Below are 20186 nucleotides of genomic sequence, written 5' to 3'. Positions count from 1 at the left end.
GAGGCTACGCTGTCGCTATGTCGACGCTGCGTGATCCTGTGGGGCCGAAGGACCGGAAGGTCTACATCCGCCGCCGGATCCTCGTGCTCGCCGCTCTGCTCGCGGTGGTCGCCGTCGTGGTGCTCGTGTTCGTGAAGCCGGGCTCGAACAGCGATATTCAGAATGCTCGCGAGGTCGAGGTGCCGAGCGATCTGGCCGAGGAAGAGGCCGATTCGGCCGGCGCCGACGGGGAGCCGGCCGCCTGCAATCCGGGGCAGCTGCAGGTCACTCCGATGACGGATAAGGGCGACTACGCCGAGGGAGAGCTACCTCAGCTCTCGCTCACCGTTGAGAACACGGGCCAGGAGGCCTGCTCGGCCGACCTCGGCACTGCGACGATGGAGTTCGCCGTGTCGAGCGGCGACGACCAGGTCTGGCGCTCGGTCGACTGCCAGGAGGATGGTGACCACCGAGCGGTGATCCTCGACCCCGGTAAGCCGCTCGAGACCGAGGCCCTTGAATGGGATCGCACCCGATCCAGCCCGGAGACCTGCGACATCACCCGCGATCCCGTGGCCGCCGGGGGAGCCTCGTACCACCTGCGCGTCACCGCTGCGGGCGTCGACGGTTCGGGCACGGCGCAATTCCTGCTGTACTGAGCACTGCCCGCGCTTCTCACGATTCCGTGAAAGGAGTTCCCGGACTCCCCGAATCGGAGGTACAGTGAGGCATGGACAAGAAAAAGGCATCAGAGTCGGGCATTCGTGTGGAGATCGTGCAGGGAACCGACGAAGCCGTCGCGGTCGACGAGCTCATCGATGACCTGCTGCACGGCGATATCCAGGGTGCGCTGCACGCTTTGCACGAACCGCACGGCGAATCGAGGGCCGGCGGCCCGGCGGTCGAACCGAGCGTCTAGCGCGGGATTCAGCCGCTGAGCGCCTCGAGCCCCTCCAGTCGGAGCGCGATCCAGAGTTCCGCACGGTCGTCGGCCTCCGCGAGGGAGCGACCGGTGAGCCTTTCGATGCGCGCCACCCGATCGCGCAGTGTGTTGCGGTGGATGCCGAGCGCCGCGGCAGCCGGTCCCCGCTGCCCGTCGGCCTCGAAGACCGCGTGCAGGGTGTCTCGCAGCAGGGCGCGGTCGGGGTCGCCGAGGGCCTCCGAGTGCAGCGAGAGCGGCCCGAGCACGCTCGCGCTGAGCATCCGACGGGCGCGGCGAGCGGCCTCGGACCGAGCGTTCTCGCCGGAGCCCGCGTACGGTGCGGCGGGCAGTGCGGGGTCCGCCGCCCCCAGCGACAGCAGGGCCTCGATCAGCGGGGTGTCGCGATCCGCCCACACGGCCTGAGGCACGCGCGGTGCCGCGTAGAGCGGCGCGGTCGTGGAGAGCGAGCGCAGGCGGGCCTCTGCGGATCGCCGACTGAGCGGGATCTCCCCGATCTCCGCGGGGCGGCCCACGACCGAGTCGAGGTCGTAGGCCGCGGCCACCTCGAGGGATTGCTCGAGCGCGCCCTCGGAATCGGTGCACAGCTGCCACGCGAGAGCGAGGCCCGGCGCGGCGGCGCGTTCCGCGGCGGGCGCGATGAGCCGGTCGAGGCCGCTGCGCCTGTGCCTGCGCCACGCGGCCACGTCCTCGGCGCGGCCCTGCACCGCGATCGCGCGAACTCGCCGGGGCAGCTCGAGCGAGGGGGCGAGGATCGCCACGGCCTCGGGTGAGCCCCGCCCGGCGAGCAGCGCCGCCGTGAGTCGCTCCCAGCGCTCCCGCTCGCGCGTCTCCTCGGCGCGGTCGCCGCGCAGGCTCAGGGCGAGCACCATCGACCCGGCAGTGATCACGGCGTGCCCCTCGGGGCTGAGCGGTGCGTCGCCGGCGACGGCGAGGTGCAGTGCGGACTCCTGGTCCAGGGCGATGCGCTCGGCGCCGCCCGCCTCGTGCGCTGCCGCGAAGCCCGCGGTGCCGGCGAGCACCGCGCCGTCCGAGGCGACGAGCGCGAGGTGGCGTCCCGTCGCCTGGGCCACGCTGGCGAGCACCTCCGCCGGATCCTGCCCGCCTCTCGCCCCGTCGAGCAGCCGCTGCTGCGCCTGGAGCGCCCCGCGCGCGGCACGCAGCTCGTCGGCGCGGATGAGCGCAGCGATGGCCTTGCTCACCGCGATGAACGGCACGGGCAGCGGGATCTCGAAGAGTGCGACGCGGTAGGCGCTCGCCGCGGCGATGAGCGGTTGCGGCACACGGTCGTGGTTGACGCCGATGCCGAAGCCGATCGCCGCGACGCGGGCTCGGCTCAGGCTCGCCACGAAGTCTCTCCATCGTGCATCGTCGGGGCCGAGGGCGAGCCCGGTAGTCATGATGATCTCGCCGCCGTCGAGGTAGCTGCTGAGGTCGAGCAGCTCGGTGATCGAGCTCCAGCTGATCTCGGGGTCGCCGACGCCCGCCTGGATGAGGCGCAGCCCGAGATCCGGGAGAGCGAGCAGGTCTGAGAGCTGAGCCATGGGGCGATTCTTGCACAAGAGAAGGGTTGCTGCCTATGCAAGGTTGCATTCGAGTGTCGCCAGCGCATCCATAGACTGAAGGTGTGAATTACGACGCGCGCACGGAGCCGAATCGCAGCGAGACCGCCTTGAGCGGCAATGAGGGGCAGGAGAGGGCCGGATCCTCGTCCCCTCTGGGCGCGCTCTCCGGGATCCGCGTCGCCGACTTCTCCCGCGTGCTCGCCGGCCCGCACGCCACGATGATCCTCGCCGATCTCGGCGCCGACGTCATCAAGATCGAGAGCCCCGAGGGCGACGGCACCCGCGAGTGGCGTCCGCCGGTCAACGCCATCGGGCAGAGCACCTACTTCGCCGGCGTCAACCGAGGCAAGCGCTCGGTCGTGTGTGACCTGCGCGACCCCGAGGGGCTCGCCCGCGCCGCCGAACTCGCACGAACCGCCGACGTGGTCATCGAGAACTTCAAGCCGGGCACCATGGAGAAGTTCGGGCTCGGCTACGAGGCGATCGCCGCCGACAACCCCGGTGTGATCTACTGCTCGATCTCGGGCTTCGGCGACACCGCGGGGCGGGATCTGCCCGGGTACGATCTGCTGGTGCAGGCCGTCGGTGGCCTCATGAGCATCACCGGCCAGAGCGACGATGCCGGCGGAGAGCCTACGAAGGTGGGCGTCGCCCTCGTCGACATCCTCACCGGCCTCAACTCGGTCATCGGCATCCAGGCGGCACTGCGCGCGCGTGACGGCGGGTCGGGCCGTCCCGGGAGCGGCAGCGGCCAGCACGTCAAGGTGACGCTGCTCGGGTCACTGCTGTCTGCGCTCGCCAATCAGGCATCCTCAACGCTCGAGACCGGGGTGTCGCCCGGGCGCATGGGCAACGCCCACCCCTCGATCTCGCCGTACGAGACGCTGGAGGCCTCTGACCAGGCCATCGCTCTCGCGGTCGGCACCGACGGTCAGTTCAAGCGCCTCTGCGAAGTGCTCGGCGTACCGGAGCTCGGTGCGGATCCCCGCTTCGCGAGCAACCCCGACCGCGTGGCGCATCGCACCGAGTTGCGCGCCGCGCTCGAGGGCCCGCTGCGAACACGACCCGCCGCCGAGTGGATCGACGCCTTCACCGCGGCGAACATCCCCGCCGGGCGTGTGAACAGCATCGCCCAGGCGTTCGAGCTCGCGGAGTCGCTCGGGCTCGACCCGGTAGCCGAGACCCCCGCCACAGGCCCCGACGGCGCCCGGCACGTGCTGCGATCCGTCGCCACACCCATCAGTCTCTCGGAGACGCCCGCCCGCTACGAGGCTCCGCCGCCCGGCGTGGGCGAGCACCAGCACGCCGCCTGGCTGCCGCGCTAGCGGCGATCCGGCCCGATCCCGAGTCCGTCATTCTGCGCGAACGCAGCGAGGCGCAGAAGCCAGTTCACCGAATACCCCGCGATCCGCCTTGCTCACGCAGGACGTCTCCTCGAAAGGACGCACCATGACCACCACCATCGACCAACTGTTCGACGTCTCCGACTTCGTCACCGAGGAGGAGCGCGACTGGCAGCTGCGCGCCCGCGAGTTCGCGCAGACCAGGATCCGGCCGATCATCGATCAGGCCTTCGAGGACCGCCGCCTGCCTACCGAGTTGCTGCCCGAGGTGGGCGAGTTCGGCGCCTTCGGCATGTACATGAACGGCTACGGCCTCAAGGGCGCCTCGTCGGTGGCCTACGGTCTCGTCGCGATGGAGTTCGAGGCGGTCGACTCCGGCTTCCGCACCGCACTCTCGGTGCAGGGCTCGCTCGCCATGGGCGCGATCTACAAGTTCGGCTCGGAGGAGCAGAAGCAGCAGTGGCTGCCCGCCATGGGACGCGGCGAGGCGATCGGCTTCTTCGGGCTCACCGAGCCGCAGGGCGGATCCGACCCCAACACCATGATCACGACCGCCCGCCGCGAGGGCGACGAATGGGTGCTCAACGGTAAGAAGCGCTGGATCGGCCTCGCGACCATCGCGCAGGTCGGCGTGATCTGGGCGAAGGACGAGGAGGGGATCGTGCGCGGCTTCGTCGTGCCGACCGATACCCCCGGCTTCAAGGCCACCGCGATCGAGAACAAGCTGTCGATGCGGGCCTCGCTGCAGACCGAGATCGAGCTGACCGACGTGCGCCTGCCCGCGGACGCGATCCTGCCCGGCTCGAAGGGCCTGTCGTCGCCGTTCAAGTGCCTCAATGAGGCCCGCTACGGCATCGTCTGGGGTGTAATGGGCGCCGCGCGCTCGTGCCTCGAGGCGGCCGTGTCTCGCTCGCAGGAGCGCGAGGTGTTCGGCTCGCCGATCGGCGGCAAGCAGATCATCCAGGCGAAGCTGGCCGACATGTTCGTCGAGTACGAGAAGGGGCTGCTGCTCGCGCTGCACCTCGGCCGGCTGAAGGATGCGGGCAACCTGTCGTACGGTCAGATCTCGGTGGGCAAGCTCAACAACGTTCGCGAGGCCATCAAGATCGCGGGCACCGCGCGCGCGATCCTCGGCGGCGACGGCATCACCAGCGACTTCCCCGTCATGCGCCACATGGCCAACCTCGAGTCGGTGCGCACCTACGAGGGCACCGACGAGGTGCACCAGCTGGTGATCGGCCGCGAGCTGACCGGCATCGCCGCTTTCTGAGGGGCGCCTCGCCCGACGAGGTGAACGCGGAGTCCCGAATTGCCGCTTCCGTCCCCGGCGAAGCGGCAATTCGGGACTCCGCATTTCAAGGAGGGCAGGAGAGGCGACGGGTGTCGCGCGAATAGTTCTACTTCGGGTAGAGTTATCGGTATGCTGATCCGGATCGACGAGGCCAGCGAGCGGCCCATCTACGCGCAGATAGCCGACTCGGTGAGGTCGGACGTGGCGAGCGGGAGGATCGGGCCCGGCGCGTCCCTGCCTCCGGCGAGGGAGGTCGCGACCGGGCTCGGGATCAACGTGCACACGGTGCTGCGCGCCTATCAGCAGCTGCGCGACGAGGGGCTGATCGACCTCAAGCGGCGCCGGGGCGCGGTGGTGACACCCGCTGCGGCCGGGCTCGCCGAGCTGCGCGACGAGGTGCGGGCGCTCGTCGAGCGCGCTGCCGAGTTGGGGATCCGCCCCGCTCTGCTCGCGGCGGTGGTCGCCGAGACACCGACCGACCCGCCCCCGCCGCTCGAGATCGTGTCTGACGGGGCAGCAGCGTGAACCGGCACCTGCGCGCCGTCGGAGCCGCGCACCAGGATTCGGGATCGGACGGAGCGCTCTCTGCCCAGCAGGCGCGAGCGCTGCGGCGGGCGAAGCGCCTGGCGCGGTTCATCGGTCTGATCCTGCCGCTGTTCCTCACCGTCGTGGGCGCGATCATCATGCTGGTGTGGTTGCCGCGGATGCCCGATCCCGCCGCCATCCACTGGAACGGGGCGGGGGAGCCCGACGGCTTCGACTCGCCCTGGGTGAATCTCGTGATGCTCACCGCGGTGAGCCTGGTCCTGACCGCTCTGTACTTCATGCAGGGGCTGCAGTCGCTGCAGGCGAGGATGAAGCAGGAAGCCGCTCCGCGGTGGTCGTCGATGAACCGGCTGCTTCCCGCGATAGTACTGGGCACGGTGACGCTCAACCAGGTGATGGCCGTCGGCACGAGCGCTTCGCAGCTCGACGCGGCCGACGCCCGCGAGACGGGGCCGATCCTGGGCGTGCTGATCGGCAGCTTCGTCGCGGGCGTCGCGGTCGCGGTGCTGGCGTTCTTCGCGCAGCCGAAGCTGCGGATCGATGCGCCTTCCGGCGAGCCGCAGCCCGCGCTCGAGCTCGGCGAGACCGAGCGCGCCGTCTGGATCCGAGAGGTGGGGCTGGGCCGCAGGAACCCGCTCGGCTGGGTGACGGTCGCCACGCTGGTGCCGCTCGCGGCGCTCACCGCGTGGACCTTCACCGTCGATTCGGTGGCCGGGTGGATCACCCTCGCGTGCACACTGCTCGTGCTGGTCGCGCTTGCGACCTGCCTGCGGTTCCGCGTGCGCATCGACTCAGCCGGCCTCGAGGTGCGCTCGGTGCTGGGCTGGCCCGTGTTCCGGGTGGCCGCCGATGACGTGCGGAGCGTGACGGTGGCGCAGATCGAGCCGTTCGCCGAGTATGGCGGGTGGGGATGGCGGATCATGCCCGACCGCACCGGAGTCGTGATGCGTCGCGGCGAGGGCATCGTCGTCACGCGACGCAGCGGTCGGATCTTCGGGGTGACGGTCGATGATGCCGAGAGCGGGGCCGCCGTACTGGCGGCGGTGACCCGGGCGGGGGCTGCAGAGGGACCTGCACGGTCTCACGGAGATGAGGGAGAGAACGTATGAGCGATCTGCAGAACCCCGGTGGCACGGCTGGACCCGCCGTTCCGGGTGGCCCCGACGAGGCTGTCGCCGATCCCGCGGCACCGATCGCTCCCGCGGCACCCGTCGGCCGCGCCGACAGGCTCGACCGCGTGCCGTGGGGCGCCGTGGCGCTCTTCGTCGTGCTCGCCATGGGTCTCGCATGGATCGCCGCGCTGCCGCTCTGGCTCATCGACCGGGAGAGCGCGGCGGCGCAGCTCGTCGCCTCCCTCACCCCCTGGGGCGTGATGCTCACCCCCGCGATCGCCGCGGTGGTGACGATGTTCGTCACCCGCACGCCGCGGCGCGAGCGTCTGCGCTTCCTCGGCATGTGGCCGCTGCGCCCCGCGAAGCGGGTCGTCTGGATGACGGTGCTCGCCCTCTTCGCGCCGCTGCTCGTCACCGGGCTCTCCATCGCCGTCGCCGCGCTGTTCGGCTGGGTGCGCCTCGACCTCCTGCACTTCTCGGGGTTCGTCGAGGCGCAGGAGGCCGCGCTGCCGGCCGGCGTCGACCCGGGCGTGCTGCTGCCGCCCGGCGTGCTCATCGCGATCCAACTCGCCCTGTTCCCGATCCTCGCCGTGATCCCGAACTCCATCCTCGGTTTCGGCGAGGAGCTCGGCTGGCGCGGCTGGCTGCTGCCTGCGCTGCGGCCGCTCGGGATCTGGCCGGCGCTGCTCGTGAGCGGCGCGATCTGGGGCGTGTGGCACGCTCCGCTGACCCTGCTCGGTCACAACTACGGACTGTTCGACTGGCGCGGCGTCGCCCTCATGACCGTCAACTGCATGATCTGGGGTGTGGTGTTCGGGTGGCTGCGCTTGCGCTCGGGGTCGGTGTGGCCCGCCGCCATCGGGCACGGCGCCTTCAACGGCACGGGCGGCATGATCCTGTGGTTCATCGCTTCGGGGGAGGTCGAGACGCTGAACATGGCTCTCGCGAGCGTCGCGGGTGTCGCTGGGTGGATCGTGTTCGCCGTCATCATCGCGGTGCTCGCCCTCTCCGGCCAGCTGAAGCGTGAGCCGGAGCTCGCCCCGCGACGATAGCTACTCGGCTGCGGCCGGGGTTCGTCGTTGCAGACTCGGTACTAGGAGCGCTCGGGGAGCCACCAGTCCGGGCCGATCACCATGACCGAGCGCAGCACCTCGTCACGATCCGAGGAGCCGCTCAGCAGCCAGGCCTTGATCGCGCCGACGAGGCCGTGGGCGAAGAATCGGGAGACGATCGAGCGATCCACATCGGGCAGCGGCGGGTCGAGTCGGGCGCGGGTATCGAGATACTGCGCAATGGTCTCGGTGAAGAGATCGGCGAGCAGATTCGGCACCGTGCCGTCCTGCGGGGAGTGGACAGACAACTCGTACAGGCTGCGATGCCGGTCGATATGGTCGAGCACCTCGTTCACGCTGTCGCGGAGGAACTCGATGGGATCGCCCTCGTGCGAGCCGTGGCCGTCGATGAAGCGCTTGCGCGTCTCGTCGAGATCGAGCGTGAGTGCGGCGCCGAGAGCCTCCGCGGGGGTGGTGAAGTGCTTGTAGAAAGTGACGCGGTTGATCCCGGCCTCCGCCGCGAGTTCGGAGACGGTGATGCTGGGAACGGCCTTCTCCGTCGCGAGGTCGATGATGGCGCGATTCAGCGCGGCCCTGGTGCGGACGATTCTCGCGTCGGTCATACGACTACCTTAGCCGGCCGACCCCGAAGAAGTGTCTGAAACCTCCCGTGTCAATTGTGAAATGCGTTCGGCCGCCTCGGGATAGCGCTGCTGCAGTTCACGGCGTTCGCCGAGCTCGAAACCCTCCCAGGAGAACGGGGGCGCCATGGTGGTGCCGACGAGCGACCATGCGCCGAGAGATGAGGATCCCTGCATCACACCGGGCGGCACGACCGCCTGCGGCAGCTGACCGGCGTCGGGGTCGGGGCCGAGCAGGCGCTCTTCGGATCGGCCGTCGGGGTGCAGCAGCAGCAAGCGCAGCGGCGATCCCGCGTACCAGTGATAGACCTCGACGGAGTCGAGGGAGTGGAGCGCCGAGAAATCGGGGTCGGCGAGCAGATAGTAGATCGCGCTGGAGTGCTCGTCGAGGTGCATGCGGCGGAAGAGCCCGCCCTCGTGCTCGAGCGGCTCGAGGCCGAGTCGCTCGACCCAGCGCGCGGCCTCGGGCGGGAGCCGGGGATCCGCGTTCACGCGAGCGCCGCTTCCCGGGTCTTGCGGAACCGCTTGCTCATGAGCACGAGTACGAGCAGGGTGACCACGTAGGGTCCGGCGTCGGTGAGCTGCTGGGGCAGCCCGAACGACTGCAGACGGAACCCGATCGCGTCGGCGAAGCCGAACAGCAGGGCTGCGCCGAGCACGCCGACGGGATGCGCACGGGCGAGCATGACGGCCACGACCGCGATCCAGCCGCGGCCGGCCGACATGTTCTCGGTGAACTGCACGACGTTGCCGAGCGCGAGCTGCGCGCCGCCGAGGCCCGCGAGCGCGCCCGACGCGATGACCGCGCCCAGCTGGTACCGCTGCGGGTCGACGCCCATGGTCGCCGCCGCGAGGGGCCGCTCGCCGACGCCGCGCAGCCGCAGGCCGAGCGGGGTGCGGAAGAGCACGATCCACAGGGCGGGCACGAGCAGCAGCGCGAGGTAGCCGAGCGGGGTGAGCGCGAACAGCGCCCCGACCACGGGGATATCGGCGAGGATCGGGATCCGCCATACCGGGATGCCGTCGATACCCGGATCCTGGAACACGCCCTGCACGTCGAAGATCGCGACCAGCAGGAAGCTCGTCATGCCCACCGCGAGGATGTTCATGGCGATCGCCAGCACGATCGGGTCGCCCTTGCGGTAGACGGAGCCGTAGCCGAGGATCAGCGAGAACAGTGCGCCGGAGATCATTGCGACGACCACTCCGACGATCCAGTTGTGCGTGAAGAACGAGGCGGCGACCCCGCTGAACGCGCCGACGAGGATCATGCCCTCGAGGCCGATGTTGAAGATGCCGACGCGCTCGGCGAGCATGCCGCCGAGGGCCGCCAGCAGGATCGGGATCAGCGAGCGCAGCACCGACGAGAAGAGATCCTGATCGAACAGGTCGAGGAAGTTCATCGTGCCGACTCCTTCTCGTCTGCGGGGGTGCCGGCGTCTGCCGAGTCGGCGGTGCCGGTAAGCGCCGGCTGCGGTTCGCCCGGCTGCGGGAGGGGCGGGGGAGCGCCGGTCGCGGCTTCGGCCTCCGGGGCGCGCCCCCGGCGCCGGAAGCGGGGCAGCGCGACCCGGAACGCGAGCAGGATGATGACGAGCGCCTGGATGACGGCCGCGATCTGCGGCGACAGGCTGAGCTCGCGGCCCATCGCGTCGCTGCCGACCATGATCGCGGCGAAGAAGGTGCCCGCGACCACGATGCCGACGGGCCGGTACAGGGCGAGCAGCGTGACGAGCAGCGCGGTCCAGGCGTAGTTGGTCTGCACGAAGTAGCCCTCGATGAGGCGCGTGTTGGGTGCGCCGATCACGAGCATGAGGCCGAACAGGCCGGCGAGGCCGCCCGAGAGCGTCATGGTGCGCAGCACGAGGGGGCCGGGCTTCACGCCGCCGTAGCGCACGAATTCGGCGTTCTGGCCGCTGAGCCCTGACTCGAAGCCGTAGCGTGTGCGGCGGTTCATGAAGATCGTGGCGACGACCACGAGGATCAGCACGATCAGCGACCAGTTGACGCCGGTCAGCACCATGGTCACCGGGTTCGTCGGGCCCAGGCTGTTGCGCAGGGTCTCGGCGAAGCCCGAATCCCGGCCCACGATCATCGACAGCTGCACCTCGGGCCTGACCTGCTCGCTGGCCACCTGATCCGAGCTCGACTCGTCGAGGCGGTAGCGGATCAGCCACGACGAGAAGTAGCGCGCCGGGTAATTGAGCAGCAGGGTGGAGAGCAGGATCGGCACGCCGAGCAGGTTCTGCAGCACGGCCGCGATGAGACCCCAGGCGGCGCCCACGGCGATCGCGGTGATCACGGCGAGCAGCAGCACGAGCGGGCCGGGACCGGGCACGTAGATGGCCACGATGCCGCCCGCGAGGGCGCCGAGGCCGGCCTGCCCCTCGGTGCCGAGGTTGAGCACGCCGGCGCGGAACGCGATCCCGATCGCGATGCCGATGCCGATGATGGGCACGGCCCGCTGCAGGGTGTTGGCGAGACCTGGGCCGGTGCCGAAGGACCCCTGCAGCATCGCCGCGTAGCCGCTGAGCGGGTCGACGCCGGCGATCAGCATGAAGCAGGCTCCGATGAGGAAGGCCAGCACGATCGAGACGGGGATCGGCCCCGCGAGCCAGCGGCCGAGTTTCTGCAGAGCGCTCACAGCGCGGTTCCCTTCTCGTTGAGCGCCGAGCCCGTGGCTGCGGGCGTCGAGCTCGTCGCGCCCGCCGCGGCGCCCAGGGCCGCGGCGAAGGCGCCGGGCCGGTGCCGCTCCTCGGGCTCGTGCCCGGCCATGTAGAGGCCGAGCAGCGCCTCGTTCGCCTCGGACTTCGGCACCTCGGCCACGATCCGCCCCTCGAACATCACGAGGATGCGCGACGACAGCGACATGATCTCGCTGAGCTCGGCGGAGATCAGCAGCAGCGCCCCGCCAGCGTCGCGGTACTCGCAGAGTTCGCGGTGGATCGCCTCGATCGCCCCGATGTCGACGCCGCGCGTGGGCTGCTCGGCGATGAGCAGCGGCGAGCGGTAGTCGAGCTCGCGGGCCACGACCACCTTCTGCAGGTTGCCGCCCGAGAGCGTGCCGACGGGAGTGGCGGGCCCCGCGATCTTCACGCCGAAACGCTGGATGAGCCGCTTCGCGTGGTCGAGCATGGCGCCGCGCGACAGCAGCCCGCGCTGCAGCAGCGGGGCGCGGCGGTGGTGGCCGAGGGCTAGGTTGTCGATCGCGTCGGCGGTGCCGGCGCTGCCGACCGCGTGGCGATCCTCGGGGATGTAGGCGATGCCGCCGTCGCGCCGCTGGGCGATGGTCGCGCGGCTGAGGTCGGATCCCGCCACTGTCACGGTGCCCGCGCCGACCTGGCGCATGCCGATGATCGCCTCGGCGAGCTCGACCTGGCCGTTGCCGGCGACGCCTGCGATGCCGACGACCTCGCCCGCGCGCACGAACAGCTCGGCCTCGGAGACGGCGGGACGCTCGCCGGCTCCCGGCACGGTCAGGCCGCGCACGTCGAGCACGACGTCGCCCGGGGTATGCGCGGGCGGTGGCGTGGTGAGGTCGACGTCGCGGCCCGTCATGTGCCGCGTGATCTCGGCGGGGGAGCTCTCGGCGGTGACGAGCTGGGCGACGTTGCGGCCGTCGCGCAGCACCGTGACGCGGTCCGAGATGGCCATGACCTCGTTCAGCTTGTGCGTGATGATGATGATCGTGCGGCCGTCGGCCTTGAGGGCGCGCAGCACGTCGAAGAGGCGCTCGGTCTCCTGCGGGGTGAGCACGGCGGTGGGCTCGTCGAGGATGAGGACGCGGGCCTCGCGGTAGAGGGCCTTCACGATCTCGACGCGCTGCAGCACGCCGACCGGCACCGAGTCGACCCGGGCATCGGGATCGAGCGAGAGGCCGTAGCGTTCGGCGATCTCGGCCACCTGGCGGCTCGCGGCCCGGCGGTCGATGAGGCCGCGCCTCGTGGGCTCGGCGCGGAACACCACGTTCTCGGCGATCGTGAGCGAGGGGAAGAGCTTGAACGACTGGAAGACCATGCCGATCCCGGCATCGATCGCATCGAGTGGGGAAGACAGGGTGCGGCGCTCGCCGCGGATGAGGATCTCGCCCTCGTCGGGCTGGTAGACGCCTGCGAGCATCGACATCAGGATCGACTTGCCCGCGCCGTTCTCGCCCATGAGGGCGTGGATCTCGCCGGCCTCGACCTCGAAGTCGACGTTGTCGTCGGCGAGCACGCCGGGAAACCGCTTGGTGATGCCGCGCATCGAGATCTCGGCGACCAACATCAGCTCCTTCGGGTCGGTGGTGTGGGGAGGTGCGAGGATCCCGAGCTCCTCCCACCTCGCGCAGGATGACGAATCCGAGCCGTCATCCTGCGCGAGCGGAGCGAGTCGCAGGATCCCGTGGGGCCTTACGCGGTGGGGTCCTTGACCTCGATCTTGCCGCTGACGATGTCGTCGCGCACCTGCGTGACCTGCTCGAGCACCTCGGGGTTCTCCATCACGGTGCACTGCGAGTCGGCGGCGTCCTCGGTGAGGCTGACGATGTTCATGCCCTCCTCCTTGAGGCCGAACGAGGTGGTCGCCTCGGCCGAGCTCTTGCCGTCCATGATCTCGCCGACCAGGGTCTCGACGACCTTGTCGACCGCCTTGATGGTGCCGTCGACCACGAAGCCGGGGGCCATCGGGCACTGGTTGGCGTCGACGCCGTAGGCCGAGAAGCCCTGCTCGGCTGCGGCTTCCATGATGCCGCCGTTCGACGCCGCGCCCACGGCGAAGACCTGATCGACGCCGGTGCCGGCGAACGCGATCGCCTGCTCCTTGGCGCGGGCCGTGTCGGCGAACGGGTTGTCGCCGCCGATCACCTGCGGGGCGACCGTGTCGACCTCGGCGTTGACGCTCTTCGCGCCCTCGGCGAAGCCCTCGGAGTACTTCTTGAGCAGCGGGTTGTCGACCGAGATGATCGAGCCGACCTTGTTCGCCTCGGTCAGCAGGCCGGCCTCGACGCCGAGCAGGTACGAGGGCTCCTGCTCGCGGAAGGTCGCCTGGTAGAGGTTCTCGGGGGCGCCCTCGACGAAGGTGTCGATGAGCACGAACTTCTGCTGCGGGTTCTGCTCGGCGAGCTCCGCGGCGATGTCGCCGAACTGGAAGCCGAGCATCACGATGACCTCGGGGGCCTCGGCGATCGCGGCCTCGAGGTTGGAGCGGCGCTGCGCGTCGTCCTTCGACTCGAAGGTCTTGGCCTCGCCCTCGAACTCCTCGGCCACCTTGTCGATGCCGACCTTGCCCGACTTGAGGAACTCGTTCTGACCGATCGGGTCGCTCGTGATGTAGATGAACGAGGGGCCCTCGGCGCCGGCGTCGGTATTGCCGCCGTCGGCGTTACCGCCGCCGGAGCAGGAGGTGAGCAGAAGCGCAGCCGATGCGGCTCCCGCGATCAGGGCCGCGCGGGCGCGACGCTTGGTGAAGAACATTGATGATCCTTTCGAATGGGTGGATGAAGCCGCGCCGGTGGGCGAGCCCCTCACAGCGATACAGCTTAGGCGCGCAGATCCTCGAGCGGGACACCGGCGAGGGTGTCGCCCCTCCCCGGCAGGATCACGCGACGCTCGGTCACGATGGCGGTGATGAGTTCGCGGGGTGTGACGTCGAAGGCGGGATTGACCGCGCCGATGCCCTCCGGAGCGGTGCGGGTGCCGCCGAAACCCGCGACCTCTGCGGCGCCGCGATCCTCGATCTCGATGTCGGCACCGCTCGCCGTCGACATGTCGATCGTCGATTCGGGCGCGACGACGATGAACGGCACACCGGCGTGCTGCGCTGCGAGCGCGAGGGAGAACGAGCCGATCTTGTTGGCGGTGTCGCCGTTCGCTGCGATCCGATCCGCTCCGATGAATACGGCGTCGGCGATGCCCCGCGACAGCAGGAAGGGCCCCGCCGAGTCGATGAGCAGGCGGAACGGCGCCTCCATGCGCTGCAGCTCCCAAGCGGTGAGGCGGGCTCCCTGCAGCAGCGGGCGCGTCTCGAGCGGGAACGCCTCTTCGAGCGACCCCTGCTCGAGGAGGGTCTGGATCACTCCGAGCGCGGTGCCGCGCTCGACCGTGGCGAGGCTGCCCGTGTTGCAGATGGTCATCACCCGCACACGATCCTTGCCGGTGAGTTCGCGGGTCAGATCCGCGCCCCGCAGACCCATCGAGACACAGGCGGCGATGTCCTCGTCGCGAATCGCGAGTGCCTCCTCGAGGATCGCCTCCGCGCCGTCTTCGAGACGCGTGAGCGCGCGATCCACACCCCACGAGAGGTTCACCGCGGTCGGCCTCGCCTCGCGCAGCAGCTTCGCCTGGCGACGCACCTCGTCGCGATCCAGTTCTGCGTCCCCGCACGCAGCGGCGACGCTCGCGGCGATGAGCGCTGTTCCCATCGCTCCGGCGACGCCGAGCGCCGGGGCGCCGCGAACCGCGAGCCGCTGGATATCGTCGATGAGCTCGGGGAGCTCGGTGACCCGCAGCACCTCGATGCGGTGCGGCAGCAGGGTCTGGTCGATCAGTTCGATGGCTCCGTCGACCCAGTCGATCGTTCGCAAGCGGTGCCCCCTATGTACGTATGAATGGCTGCACTCCAGGATACCGTCACAGCTCCGCTGATGGGTTCACGAGTCGGTCACGAGGTGTTCACGGATGAACGCGCGTGTCACTAGCGGTTCCCCGGGTGGGCGGCGTAGCGTGTGAAGCGTCGGGCAGGGTGCCCGACCGAGGGAGGCCCGCCGGCACCGCTCGGAGTGTCGACCTCGCTGAAACGGGGCAGCCGCCCCGGAGCAGAGGAGCCATCGTGGCCGAATTCCAGCACCCCGCAACCGCCCCGCTCACTCAGACGGGGAACGAGCAGGCGCAGCCATCCGGTGCGCACGACGATCTCGCCGCCGCGAGGCAAGCGCAGCGCAGCTACGTGCTCGACACCTCGGTGCTGCTGAGCGATCCGTCGGCGCTCTTCCGCTTCGCCGAGCACTCCGTCGTGCTGCCCGTGGTGGTCGTCATCGAACTCGAGAAGAAGCGCCACGATCCCGAACTCGGCTACTTCGCACGCCGCGCGCTGCGCATCCTCGACGAACTGCGGGAGAAGCACCTGCGCCTCGACTTCCCGGTACCCGTCGGCGAGGCCGGCGGCACGCTGCGCGTCGAACTCAACCACTCCAGCGTCGACGGGCTGCCGAGCGGCATGCGCCTGGGCGACAACGACACCCGCATCCTTGCGGTCGCCCAGAACCTCGCGAGCGAGGGGCTCGAAGTCACGGTCGTCTCGAAGGATCTGCCGATGCGCCTCAAGGCCGCAGCCCTCGGGCTCGGCTCGGAGGAGTACCGGGCCGAGCAGGCGCACGACGACGCCTACACGGGCACCGCGGCCGTCGACCTCGACGAGGAGCGGATGTGCGAGCTCTGGGACGAGGGGCGTCTCGACGGGGTCGGCGAGGTCGAGGGGATTCCGCGCGGTACCGGTCTGGTGCTCACCTCGCCCCGTGGCTCGGCGCTCGGACGCATCGACGGGTCGGGCTCGTTGCGGCTCGTGCGCGGCGACCGCGAGGTGTTCGGGATCACCGGTCGCAGCGCCGAGCAGCGACTGGCGATCGACCTGCTGCTCGACCCTGGCTTCGGCATCGTCTCGCTCGGGGGCAACGCGGGCACGGGCAAGTCGGCGCTCGCGCTCGCCGCAGGGCTCGAGGCGGTGCTCGAGCGGCGGCAGCACCGCAAGATCATGGTGTTCAGGCCCCTGTACGCGGTCGGCGGGCAGGAGCTGGGTTATCTGCCGGGGGACCGCGAGGAGAAGATGGGGCCGTGGGCGCAGGCCGTCTTCGACACGCTCGGATCGATCGTCTCCGAGAACGTGCTCGACGAGGTGATCGCCCGTGACCTGATCGAGGTGCTGCCCCTCACGCACATCCGCGGACGCTCGCTGCACGACGCCTTCGTGATCGTCGACGAGGCGCAATCGCTCGAGCGGGGCGTGCTGCTCACGATGCTGTCGAGGATCGGCCAGAACTCGCGGGTGGTGCTCACGCACGATGTCGCGCAGCGCGACAACCTGAGGGTGGGACGGTACGACGGCATCGCCGCGGTGATCGAGAAGCTCAAGGGGCACCCGCTCTTCGGTCACGTCACGCTCACCCGCTCCGAACGCAGCGAGATCGCGGCGCTCGTCACAGAGCTGCTCGACACGCCCTGAGTCAGTGCCGCCGCATCCACCGCTCGACGCGCGGCTCGACGAGCGGCCAGAACGCGTCGGCCCAGACCTCGTAGCCGCGATCGTTCGGGTGGAATGCGTCCTCGGCGAACTCGGTCAGGATCCCCCTGATGCCCCGCTCCCGGGTCGCACGGTAGACGGGGGCGATCTCGTGCCCGCGCGGCTCGGCCACGGCGTGCAGGATCAGATTCGCCTCTCGCACCGCACCCTCCCTCCAGGGGAGATGGAACGAGGGGATCTCCCCGACGATGGTGCGCTTCGGCAGACCGTCGAGGATCCGGCTCAGATTGCGGTGGAAGGCCACCGGATCCCACGCGGCGATGTCGTTCGCACCGATGGCCAGCGTCACGAGGTCGGGATGCTTCTTCAGCGGGTTCACGGTGCGCGGCAGCTGATCCCGGGCGCACAGGAAGCTCGTCGCCCCCGACACTCCGAGGTTGGTGACGTGCACGGGCTCGCCGATCCTGGCCTCGATGCGGTCGGTGATCTGCCCGACATAGCTGCGGCCCGGACTGCTCGCGCCGATCCCCTGCGCCGTCGAATCGCCGATGGCGAGGTAGATGAACCGCCCGGGCACCCTGCGGCGCTCCCGCCACCAGGCAGCTGTGACCGGCTGCATGTCGGAGAGCGCCCACATGGGTCGTTCGGCCCGCTCCAGCCACGCCTTGCGGCCGAGGCGACGGGCGAGCCAGGCCTGCGTCGACAGCGAGATCGCCTGCAGGCCCTGCAGCGGGGGAACGCCTGGCATCATCCCTCCAGAGTAGCGGGAGCTCCGGTGCGCACGCGGATCCTGCCCGCGCGATAGTACGCCCCCTTAGCGAGCGCGCCTCCGAGCGCACGCAGAATCTCTCCCTAGGGTGGGAGGCGAGACCATGAACACCACAGAGATTGAAGCAACCGAGAGGGGTTGATCGATCATGTCGGCGATCGTCGCTGCACATGGACCATTCGACGGGCAACTGGGGCTCCGCATGCTGCAGCGCATGCGGCATCGGGGGAGCGACGGACTCGGGCACCGCAGCGGCGAGGGCTGGTGGCTCGGCACGCAGCGGCTGGCGATCATGGATCCCGGACCCGACGCGGAGCCGCTGACCGGGATCTCCGATGGCGCCGGCGAGCTCTGGCTCGCCGGCGACGGTGAGATCTACAACCACCGTCGTATCCGGGAGCGGCTGGGAACCTCGGTCGGCGGATCCGACTTCGAGGCCGTGCTGCAGCTCGTACGCCGGCGCGGCGCTGCGGCCTTCGAGTCGCTCTGGGGCGCCTTCGCACTCGTCGTCGCGGGCGACGGCATCGCCGGTGCCGACGAGAATGCAGGCACAGGGGAGGGGGCGAGCGTCGGCGAGAGCGCGGACACGGACGGCTTCTTCGCCGTCACGCGGGACGTATTCGGGATCGCGCCGCTGTACTGGGCGCAGCGCGAGGGCACCGTGCTCTTCGCCTCAGAACTCAAGGCCTTCGACGATGACTGGCGCGGACTCGTCGAGCCGTTCCCGCCGGGCCACGTCTGGACGCCGCAGACCGGCCTCGTCGCGGGGCCCGAGCAGCCCAGCATGGGCCCGGTGCTGCTGAAGAGCCGGGATCCTCGCGAGGAGCCGCCCGCGTGGGTCTTCGCCGCGCTGCGCGAGACCCTCGTGCGCGCCGTCGAGCAGAGCCTCGACGCGAGCGCGCCCGTCGGCGTGCTGCTCTCCGGCGGCGTCGACTCGAGCATCGTCACGGCGATCGCCGCGAAGCTCATGCGCGAGCGCGGCAAGACACTGCCGAGCTTCGCGGTGGGCATGGAGGGGAGCCGCGATCTCGCCGCCGCGCGACTCGTCGCCGAGCACACCGGCACCGAGCACCACGAGCTCGTCTACACGGCGGAGGAGGCCATCGCCCTCGTGCCGCAGGTGGTCTCCGAACTCGAGTCCTTCGACCCGACGCTCGTGCACAGCGCGGTGCCGCACCACTTCGTCGCGGCGCTCGCCGCCGAACGGGTGAAAGTGGTGCTCGCCGGGGAGGGGGCCGACGAGCTGTTCGCCGGTTACAGCCATTTCGGGAGGCACGAGAGCGGCGACCGACTGCACGAGGAGCTGCTCGAGACCATCGCCGGTATGCACATCGGCGGCTTGCAGCGCGTCGATCGTGTCGCCGCGGCGCACGGGATCGAACCGCGCATGCCTTTCCTCGACCTCGACTTCGTAGAGCTGGCGATGGCGCTACCGCCGGAGTGGAAGCTGCTGCGCGACGAGCGCCCGGCCAAGTGGCTCCTGCGCCGCGCCTTCGACGGCTGGCTGCCCGACGAGGTGCTGTGGCGCCGCAAGGAGCAGTTCGGCCAGGGCACCGGCATGAACGTCGTGCTGCGCGAGCACTACGGGGCGAGTTGCTCCGAGGAGGATCTGGCGCGCGAGGGAGCCCTGGTCGATCCGCCGTTGCGGACCAGGGAAGAGCTCGCCTACTACCGGATGTTCGTGGCGGCGCTCACAGGGATCGATGCCGAGCGCAACGTCGGCCGCTTCGTGGAGGCCTGACGGGGTGCGGGCCGGGGGCGGATCCGCCCGGCCCGCACCGCCGATCAACCGATGAAGCCCTGCTCCTGCAGCCACTCCTCAGCCACGTCGCGGGGATCCTCGCCGTCGTTGTCGACCTGGCCGTTGAGCGTCGCCATCACCTCGTTGGTGAGTTCCTCGCTCACCGGGGCGAGCAATTCGGCGATCGCGGGGTACTCGTCGAGGACGTCCTGGCGAAGAGTCACGGCTCCGGCGTATTCCACGAAGAACCCGCGGTCGTCTTCGAGGACCACGAGGTCGTTGGTGATGTTGCGCGCATCCGTCGTCGTGACCTCTCCGAAAGCGCACCCCTCGTTGATCTGGGTGTAGACGAGGTTGAGGTCGACCTCGACGAGCGGATCGAACTTCACGCCGTAGGCCTCTTCGAGACCGGGGAGCCCGTCGTCGCGGTTGATGAACTCGCTTGCGGCGCAGATGCCCGCATCATCCGGGTTCTGCTGCATGTATTCGGCCATGTCCGAGAGCGTCGCGATGTCGTTCTCCTCGGCGAAGTCTCGACCTGTCGCGATGGCGTAGCTGTTCTCGAAGTTCGCCTGGTCGAGCCAGGCGACGCCGTTCGCGGCGTCCTCCTCCGCGACGGCGGCGAACAGGTCGTCCGGCACGTCTTCCGCCGTGTGACCGAAGTAGTTCACCCAGGCGGTGCCGGTGTACTCCCAGTAGAGGTCGATCTCGCCCGACACCAGGGCCTCGCGCACGGTGGCGCTGCCGGAGATGCCCGTCTGGTCCGTCACGTCGGCACCGGCGTTCTCGAGGACCTCGGCGGCGATGTAGCCGAGGACGATCGATTCGGTGAACTCCTTCGAACCGACCGTGATGGATGCGCCCGACAGCTCGCCCTCCCCGGAGCCGCCGGTATCGCCGGAGCAGGCCGAGAGACCGAGTGCGAGGGTCATGCCGCCCGCGATGAGTAGATTTCGTGCAGTCTTCCGAGTGTTCATCTTCTTCTCCCCTTCAGGT

The 20186-nt window shown here is 69.9% G+C and carries 19 protein-coding genes; 9 read left to right on the top strand and 10 right to left on the bottom strand.

Annotated features, from left to right (window positions below; all coding sequences use genetic code 11):
* Positions 1–17 precede the first annotated feature (17 nt).
* Together AC0KXF_RS09540 and AC0KXF_RS09535 are read left to right on the top strand one after the other, a co-directional pair.
* Positions 18–638: a hypothetical protein gene (locus AC0KXF_RS09540; RefSeq protein WP_473108954.1), complete on the top strand. Its 621-nt coding sequence runs from the start codon at positions 18–20 to the stop codon at positions 636–638.
* A 71-nt stretch (positions 639–709) separates the two neighbouring features.
* The gene (locus AC0KXF_RS09535; protein WP_473108953.1) at positions 710–898 is read left to right on the top strand and encodes a hypothetical protein; all 189 of its coding nucleotides are present in this window, start codon (positions 710–712) and stop codon (positions 896–898) included.
* A gap of 8 nt (positions 899–906) precedes the next feature.
* Here AC0KXF_RS09535 and AC0KXF_RS09530 read toward each other — a convergent pair whose 3' ends face one another.
* Positions 907–2463, bottom strand: a complete 1557-nt coding sequence (locus tag AC0KXF_RS09530; RefSeq protein WP_473108952.1) for a PucR family transcriptional regulator — start codon at positions 2461–2463, stop codon at positions 907–909.
* Positions 2464–2546: 83 nt separating this feature from the next.
* Between AC0KXF_RS09530 and AC0KXF_RS09525 the strand changes: the two genes are divergently transcribed.
* The 5 genes from AC0KXF_RS09525 (at position 2547) to AC0KXF_RS09505 (ending at position 7828) form a co-directional block, all read left to right on the top strand.
* A complete protein-coding gene (locus tag AC0KXF_RS09525) occupies positions 2547–3809 on the top strand; it encodes a CaiB/BaiF CoA transferase family protein (protein WP_473108951.1) in 1263 nt (420 codons plus the stop codon).
* 124 nt (positions 3810–3933) lie between these two features.
* On the top strand, positions 3934–5097 hold the full coding sequence (locus tag AC0KXF_RS09520) for an acyl-CoA dehydrogenase family protein (RefSeq protein WP_473108950.1): 1164 nt from the start codon (positions 3934–3936) through the stop codon (positions 5095–5097).
* Positions 5098–5247: 150 nt separating this feature from the next.
* Positions 5248–5643 carry a GntR family transcriptional regulator gene (locus tag AC0KXF_RS09515; RefSeq protein ID WP_473108949.1) on the top strand — a complete coding sequence of 132 codons (396 nt, stop codon included), beginning with the start codon at positions 5248–5250 and terminating at the stop codon, positions 5641–5643.
* A complete protein-coding gene (locus AC0KXF_RS09510; RefSeq protein ID WP_473108948.1) occupies positions 5640–6773 on the top strand; it encodes a DUF1648 domain-containing protein in 1134 nt (377 codons plus the stop codon). The genes AC0KXF_RS09515 and AC0KXF_RS09510 overlap by 4 nt, the downstream gene beginning before the upstream one ends.
* Positions 6770–7828 carry a CPBP family intramembrane glutamic endopeptidase gene (locus tag AC0KXF_RS09505; RefSeq protein ID WP_473108947.1) on the top strand — a complete coding sequence of 353 codons (1059 nt, stop codon included), beginning with the start codon at positions 6770–6772 and terminating at the stop codon, positions 7826–7828. The genes AC0KXF_RS09510 and AC0KXF_RS09505 overlap by 4 nt, the downstream gene beginning before the upstream one ends.
* Before the next feature lie 41 nt (positions 7829–7869).
* Here the strand turns inward: AC0KXF_RS09505 and AC0KXF_RS09500 are convergent, their stop codons facing one another.
* From AC0KXF_RS09500 to mtnA, 7 genes are all read right to left on the bottom strand, one after another.
* Positions 7870–8451, bottom strand: coding sequence for a TetR/AcrR family transcriptional regulator (locus AC0KXF_RS09500; protein WP_473108946.1), 582 nt, complete (start codon positions 8449–8451; stop codon positions 7870–7872).
* Positions 8452–8460: 9 nt separating this feature from the next.
* Complete coding sequence (locus tag AC0KXF_RS09495; RefSeq protein WP_473108945.1) at positions 8461–8961, bottom strand: cupin domain-containing protein; 501 nt, start codon at positions 8959–8961, stop codon at positions 8461–8463.
* The gene (locus AC0KXF_RS09490) at positions 8958–9872 is read right to left on the bottom strand and encodes an ABC transporter permease (RefSeq protein ID WP_473108944.1); all 915 of its coding nucleotides are present in this window, start codon (positions 9870–9872) and stop codon (positions 8958–8960) included. The genes AC0KXF_RS09495 and AC0KXF_RS09490 overlap by 4 nt, the downstream gene beginning before the upstream one ends.
* Positions 9869–11110 carry an ABC transporter permease gene (locus tag AC0KXF_RS09485; protein WP_473108943.1) on the bottom strand — a complete coding sequence of 414 codons (1242 nt, stop codon included), beginning with the start codon at positions 11108–11110 and terminating at the stop codon, positions 9869–9871. The genes AC0KXF_RS09490 and AC0KXF_RS09485 overlap by 4 nt, the downstream gene beginning before the upstream one ends.
* Positions 11107–12732 carry an ABC transporter ATP-binding protein gene (locus tag AC0KXF_RS09480; protein WP_473108942.1) on the bottom strand — a complete coding sequence of 542 codons (1626 nt, stop codon included), beginning with the start codon at positions 12730–12732 and terminating at the stop codon, positions 11107–11109. Before AC0KXF_RS09480 ends, AC0KXF_RS09485 begins: the two co-directional genes overlap by 4 nt.
* Before the next feature lie 125 nt (positions 12733–12857).
* A complete protein-coding gene (locus AC0KXF_RS09475) occupies positions 12858–13919 on the bottom strand; it encodes a BMP family ABC transporter substrate-binding protein (RefSeq protein WP_473108941.1) in 1062 nt (353 codons plus the stop codon).
* Between the two features lie 65 nt (positions 13920–13984).
* Entirely contained in the window at positions 13985–15028 is a 1044-nt protein-coding gene (gene mtnA / locus AC0KXF_RS09470; protein WP_473108940.1) for an S-methyl-5-thioribose-1-phosphate isomerase, read from the bottom strand.
* A 245-nt stretch (positions 15029–15273) separates the two neighbouring features.
* On the opposite strand from mtnA, the gene AC0KXF_RS09465 reads away from it, so the two are divergent.
* Complete coding sequence (locus tag AC0KXF_RS09465; RefSeq protein WP_473108939.1) at positions 15274–16662, top strand: PhoH family protein; 1389 nt, start codon at positions 15274–15276, stop codon at positions 16660–16662.
* 1 nt (position 16663) lies between these two features.
* Here the strand turns inward: AC0KXF_RS09465 and AC0KXF_RS09460 are convergent, their stop codons facing one another.
* Complete coding sequence (locus tag AC0KXF_RS09460) at positions 16664–17431, bottom strand: SGNH/GDSL hydrolase family protein (protein WP_473108938.1); 768 nt, start codon at positions 17429–17431, stop codon at positions 16664–16666.
* Positions 17432–17597: 166 nt separating this feature from the next.
* Between AC0KXF_RS09460 and AC0KXF_RS09455 the strand changes: the two genes are divergently transcribed.
* Entirely contained in the window at positions 17598–19190 is a 1593-nt protein-coding gene (locus AC0KXF_RS09455) for an asparagine synthase-related protein (protein ID WP_473108937.1), read from the top strand.
* Between the two features lie 44 nt (positions 19191–19234).
* On the opposite strand, the gene AC0KXF_RS09450 is transcribed toward AC0KXF_RS09455, so the two are convergent.
* On the bottom strand, positions 19235–20167 hold the full coding sequence (locus AC0KXF_RS09450; RefSeq protein WP_473108936.1) for an ABC transporter substrate-binding protein: 933 nt from the start codon (positions 20165–20167) through the stop codon (positions 19235–19237).
* Positions 20168–20186 lie beyond the last annotated feature (19 nt).

It is taken from the genome of Leucobacter holotrichiae (assembly GCF_055791005.1).
Note: the sequence above shows the minus strand (reverse complement) of the source record. Positions and strands in the feature narration are given on the sequence as shown.

Coding starts and splice junctions, on each gene's coding strand:
- AC0KXF_RS09540 (WP_473108954.1), top strand. CDS start 18: ATGTCGACGCTGCGTGATCCTGTGGGGCCGAAGGACCGGAAGGTCTAC.
- AC0KXF_RS09535 (WP_473108953.1), top strand. CDS start 710: ATGGACAAGAAAAAGGCATCAGAGTCGGGCATTCGTGTGGAGATCGTG.
- AC0KXF_RS09530 (WP_473108952.1), bottom strand. CDS start 2,463: ATGGCTCAGCTCTCAGACCTGCTCGCTCTCCCGGATCTCGGGCTGCGC.
- AC0KXF_RS09520 (WP_473108950.1), top strand. CDS start 3,934: ATGACCACCACCATCGACCAACTGTTCGACGTCTCCGACTTCGTCACC.
- AC0KXF_RS09515 (WP_473108949.1), top strand. CDS start 5,248: ATGCTGATCCGGATCGACGAGGCCAGCGAGCGGCCCATCTACGCGCAG.
- AC0KXF_RS09505 (WP_473108947.1), top strand. CDS start 6,770: ATGAGCGATCTGCAGAACCCCGGTGGCACGGCTGGACCCGCCGTTCCG.
- AC0KXF_RS09500 (WP_473108946.1), bottom strand. CDS start 8,451: ATGACCGACGCGAGAATCGTCCGCACCAGGGCCGCGCTGAATCGCGCC.
- AC0KXF_RS09490 (WP_473108944.1), bottom strand. CDS start 9,872: ATGAACTTCCTCGACCTGTTCGATCAGGATCTCTTCTCGTCGGTGCTG.
- AC0KXF_RS09480 (WP_473108942.1), bottom strand. CDS start 12,732: ATGTTGGTCGCCGAGATCTCGATGCGCGGCATCACCAAGCGGTTTCCC.
- AC0KXF_RS09475 (WP_473108941.1), bottom strand. CDS start 13,919: ATGTTCTTCACCAAGCGTCGCGCCCGCGCGGCCCTGATCGCGGGAGCC.
- AC0KXF_RS09460 (WP_473108938.1), bottom strand. CDS start 17,431: ATGATGCCAGGCGTTCCCCCGCTGCAGGGCCTGCAGGCGATCTCGCTG.
- AC0KXF_RS09455 (WP_473108937.1), top strand. CDS start 17,598: ATGTCGGCGATCGTCGCTGCACATGGACCATTCGACGGGCAACTGGGG.
- AC0KXF_RS09450 (WP_473108936.1), bottom strand. CDS start 20,167: ATGAACACTCGGAAGACTGCACGAAATCTACTCATCGCGGGCGGCATG.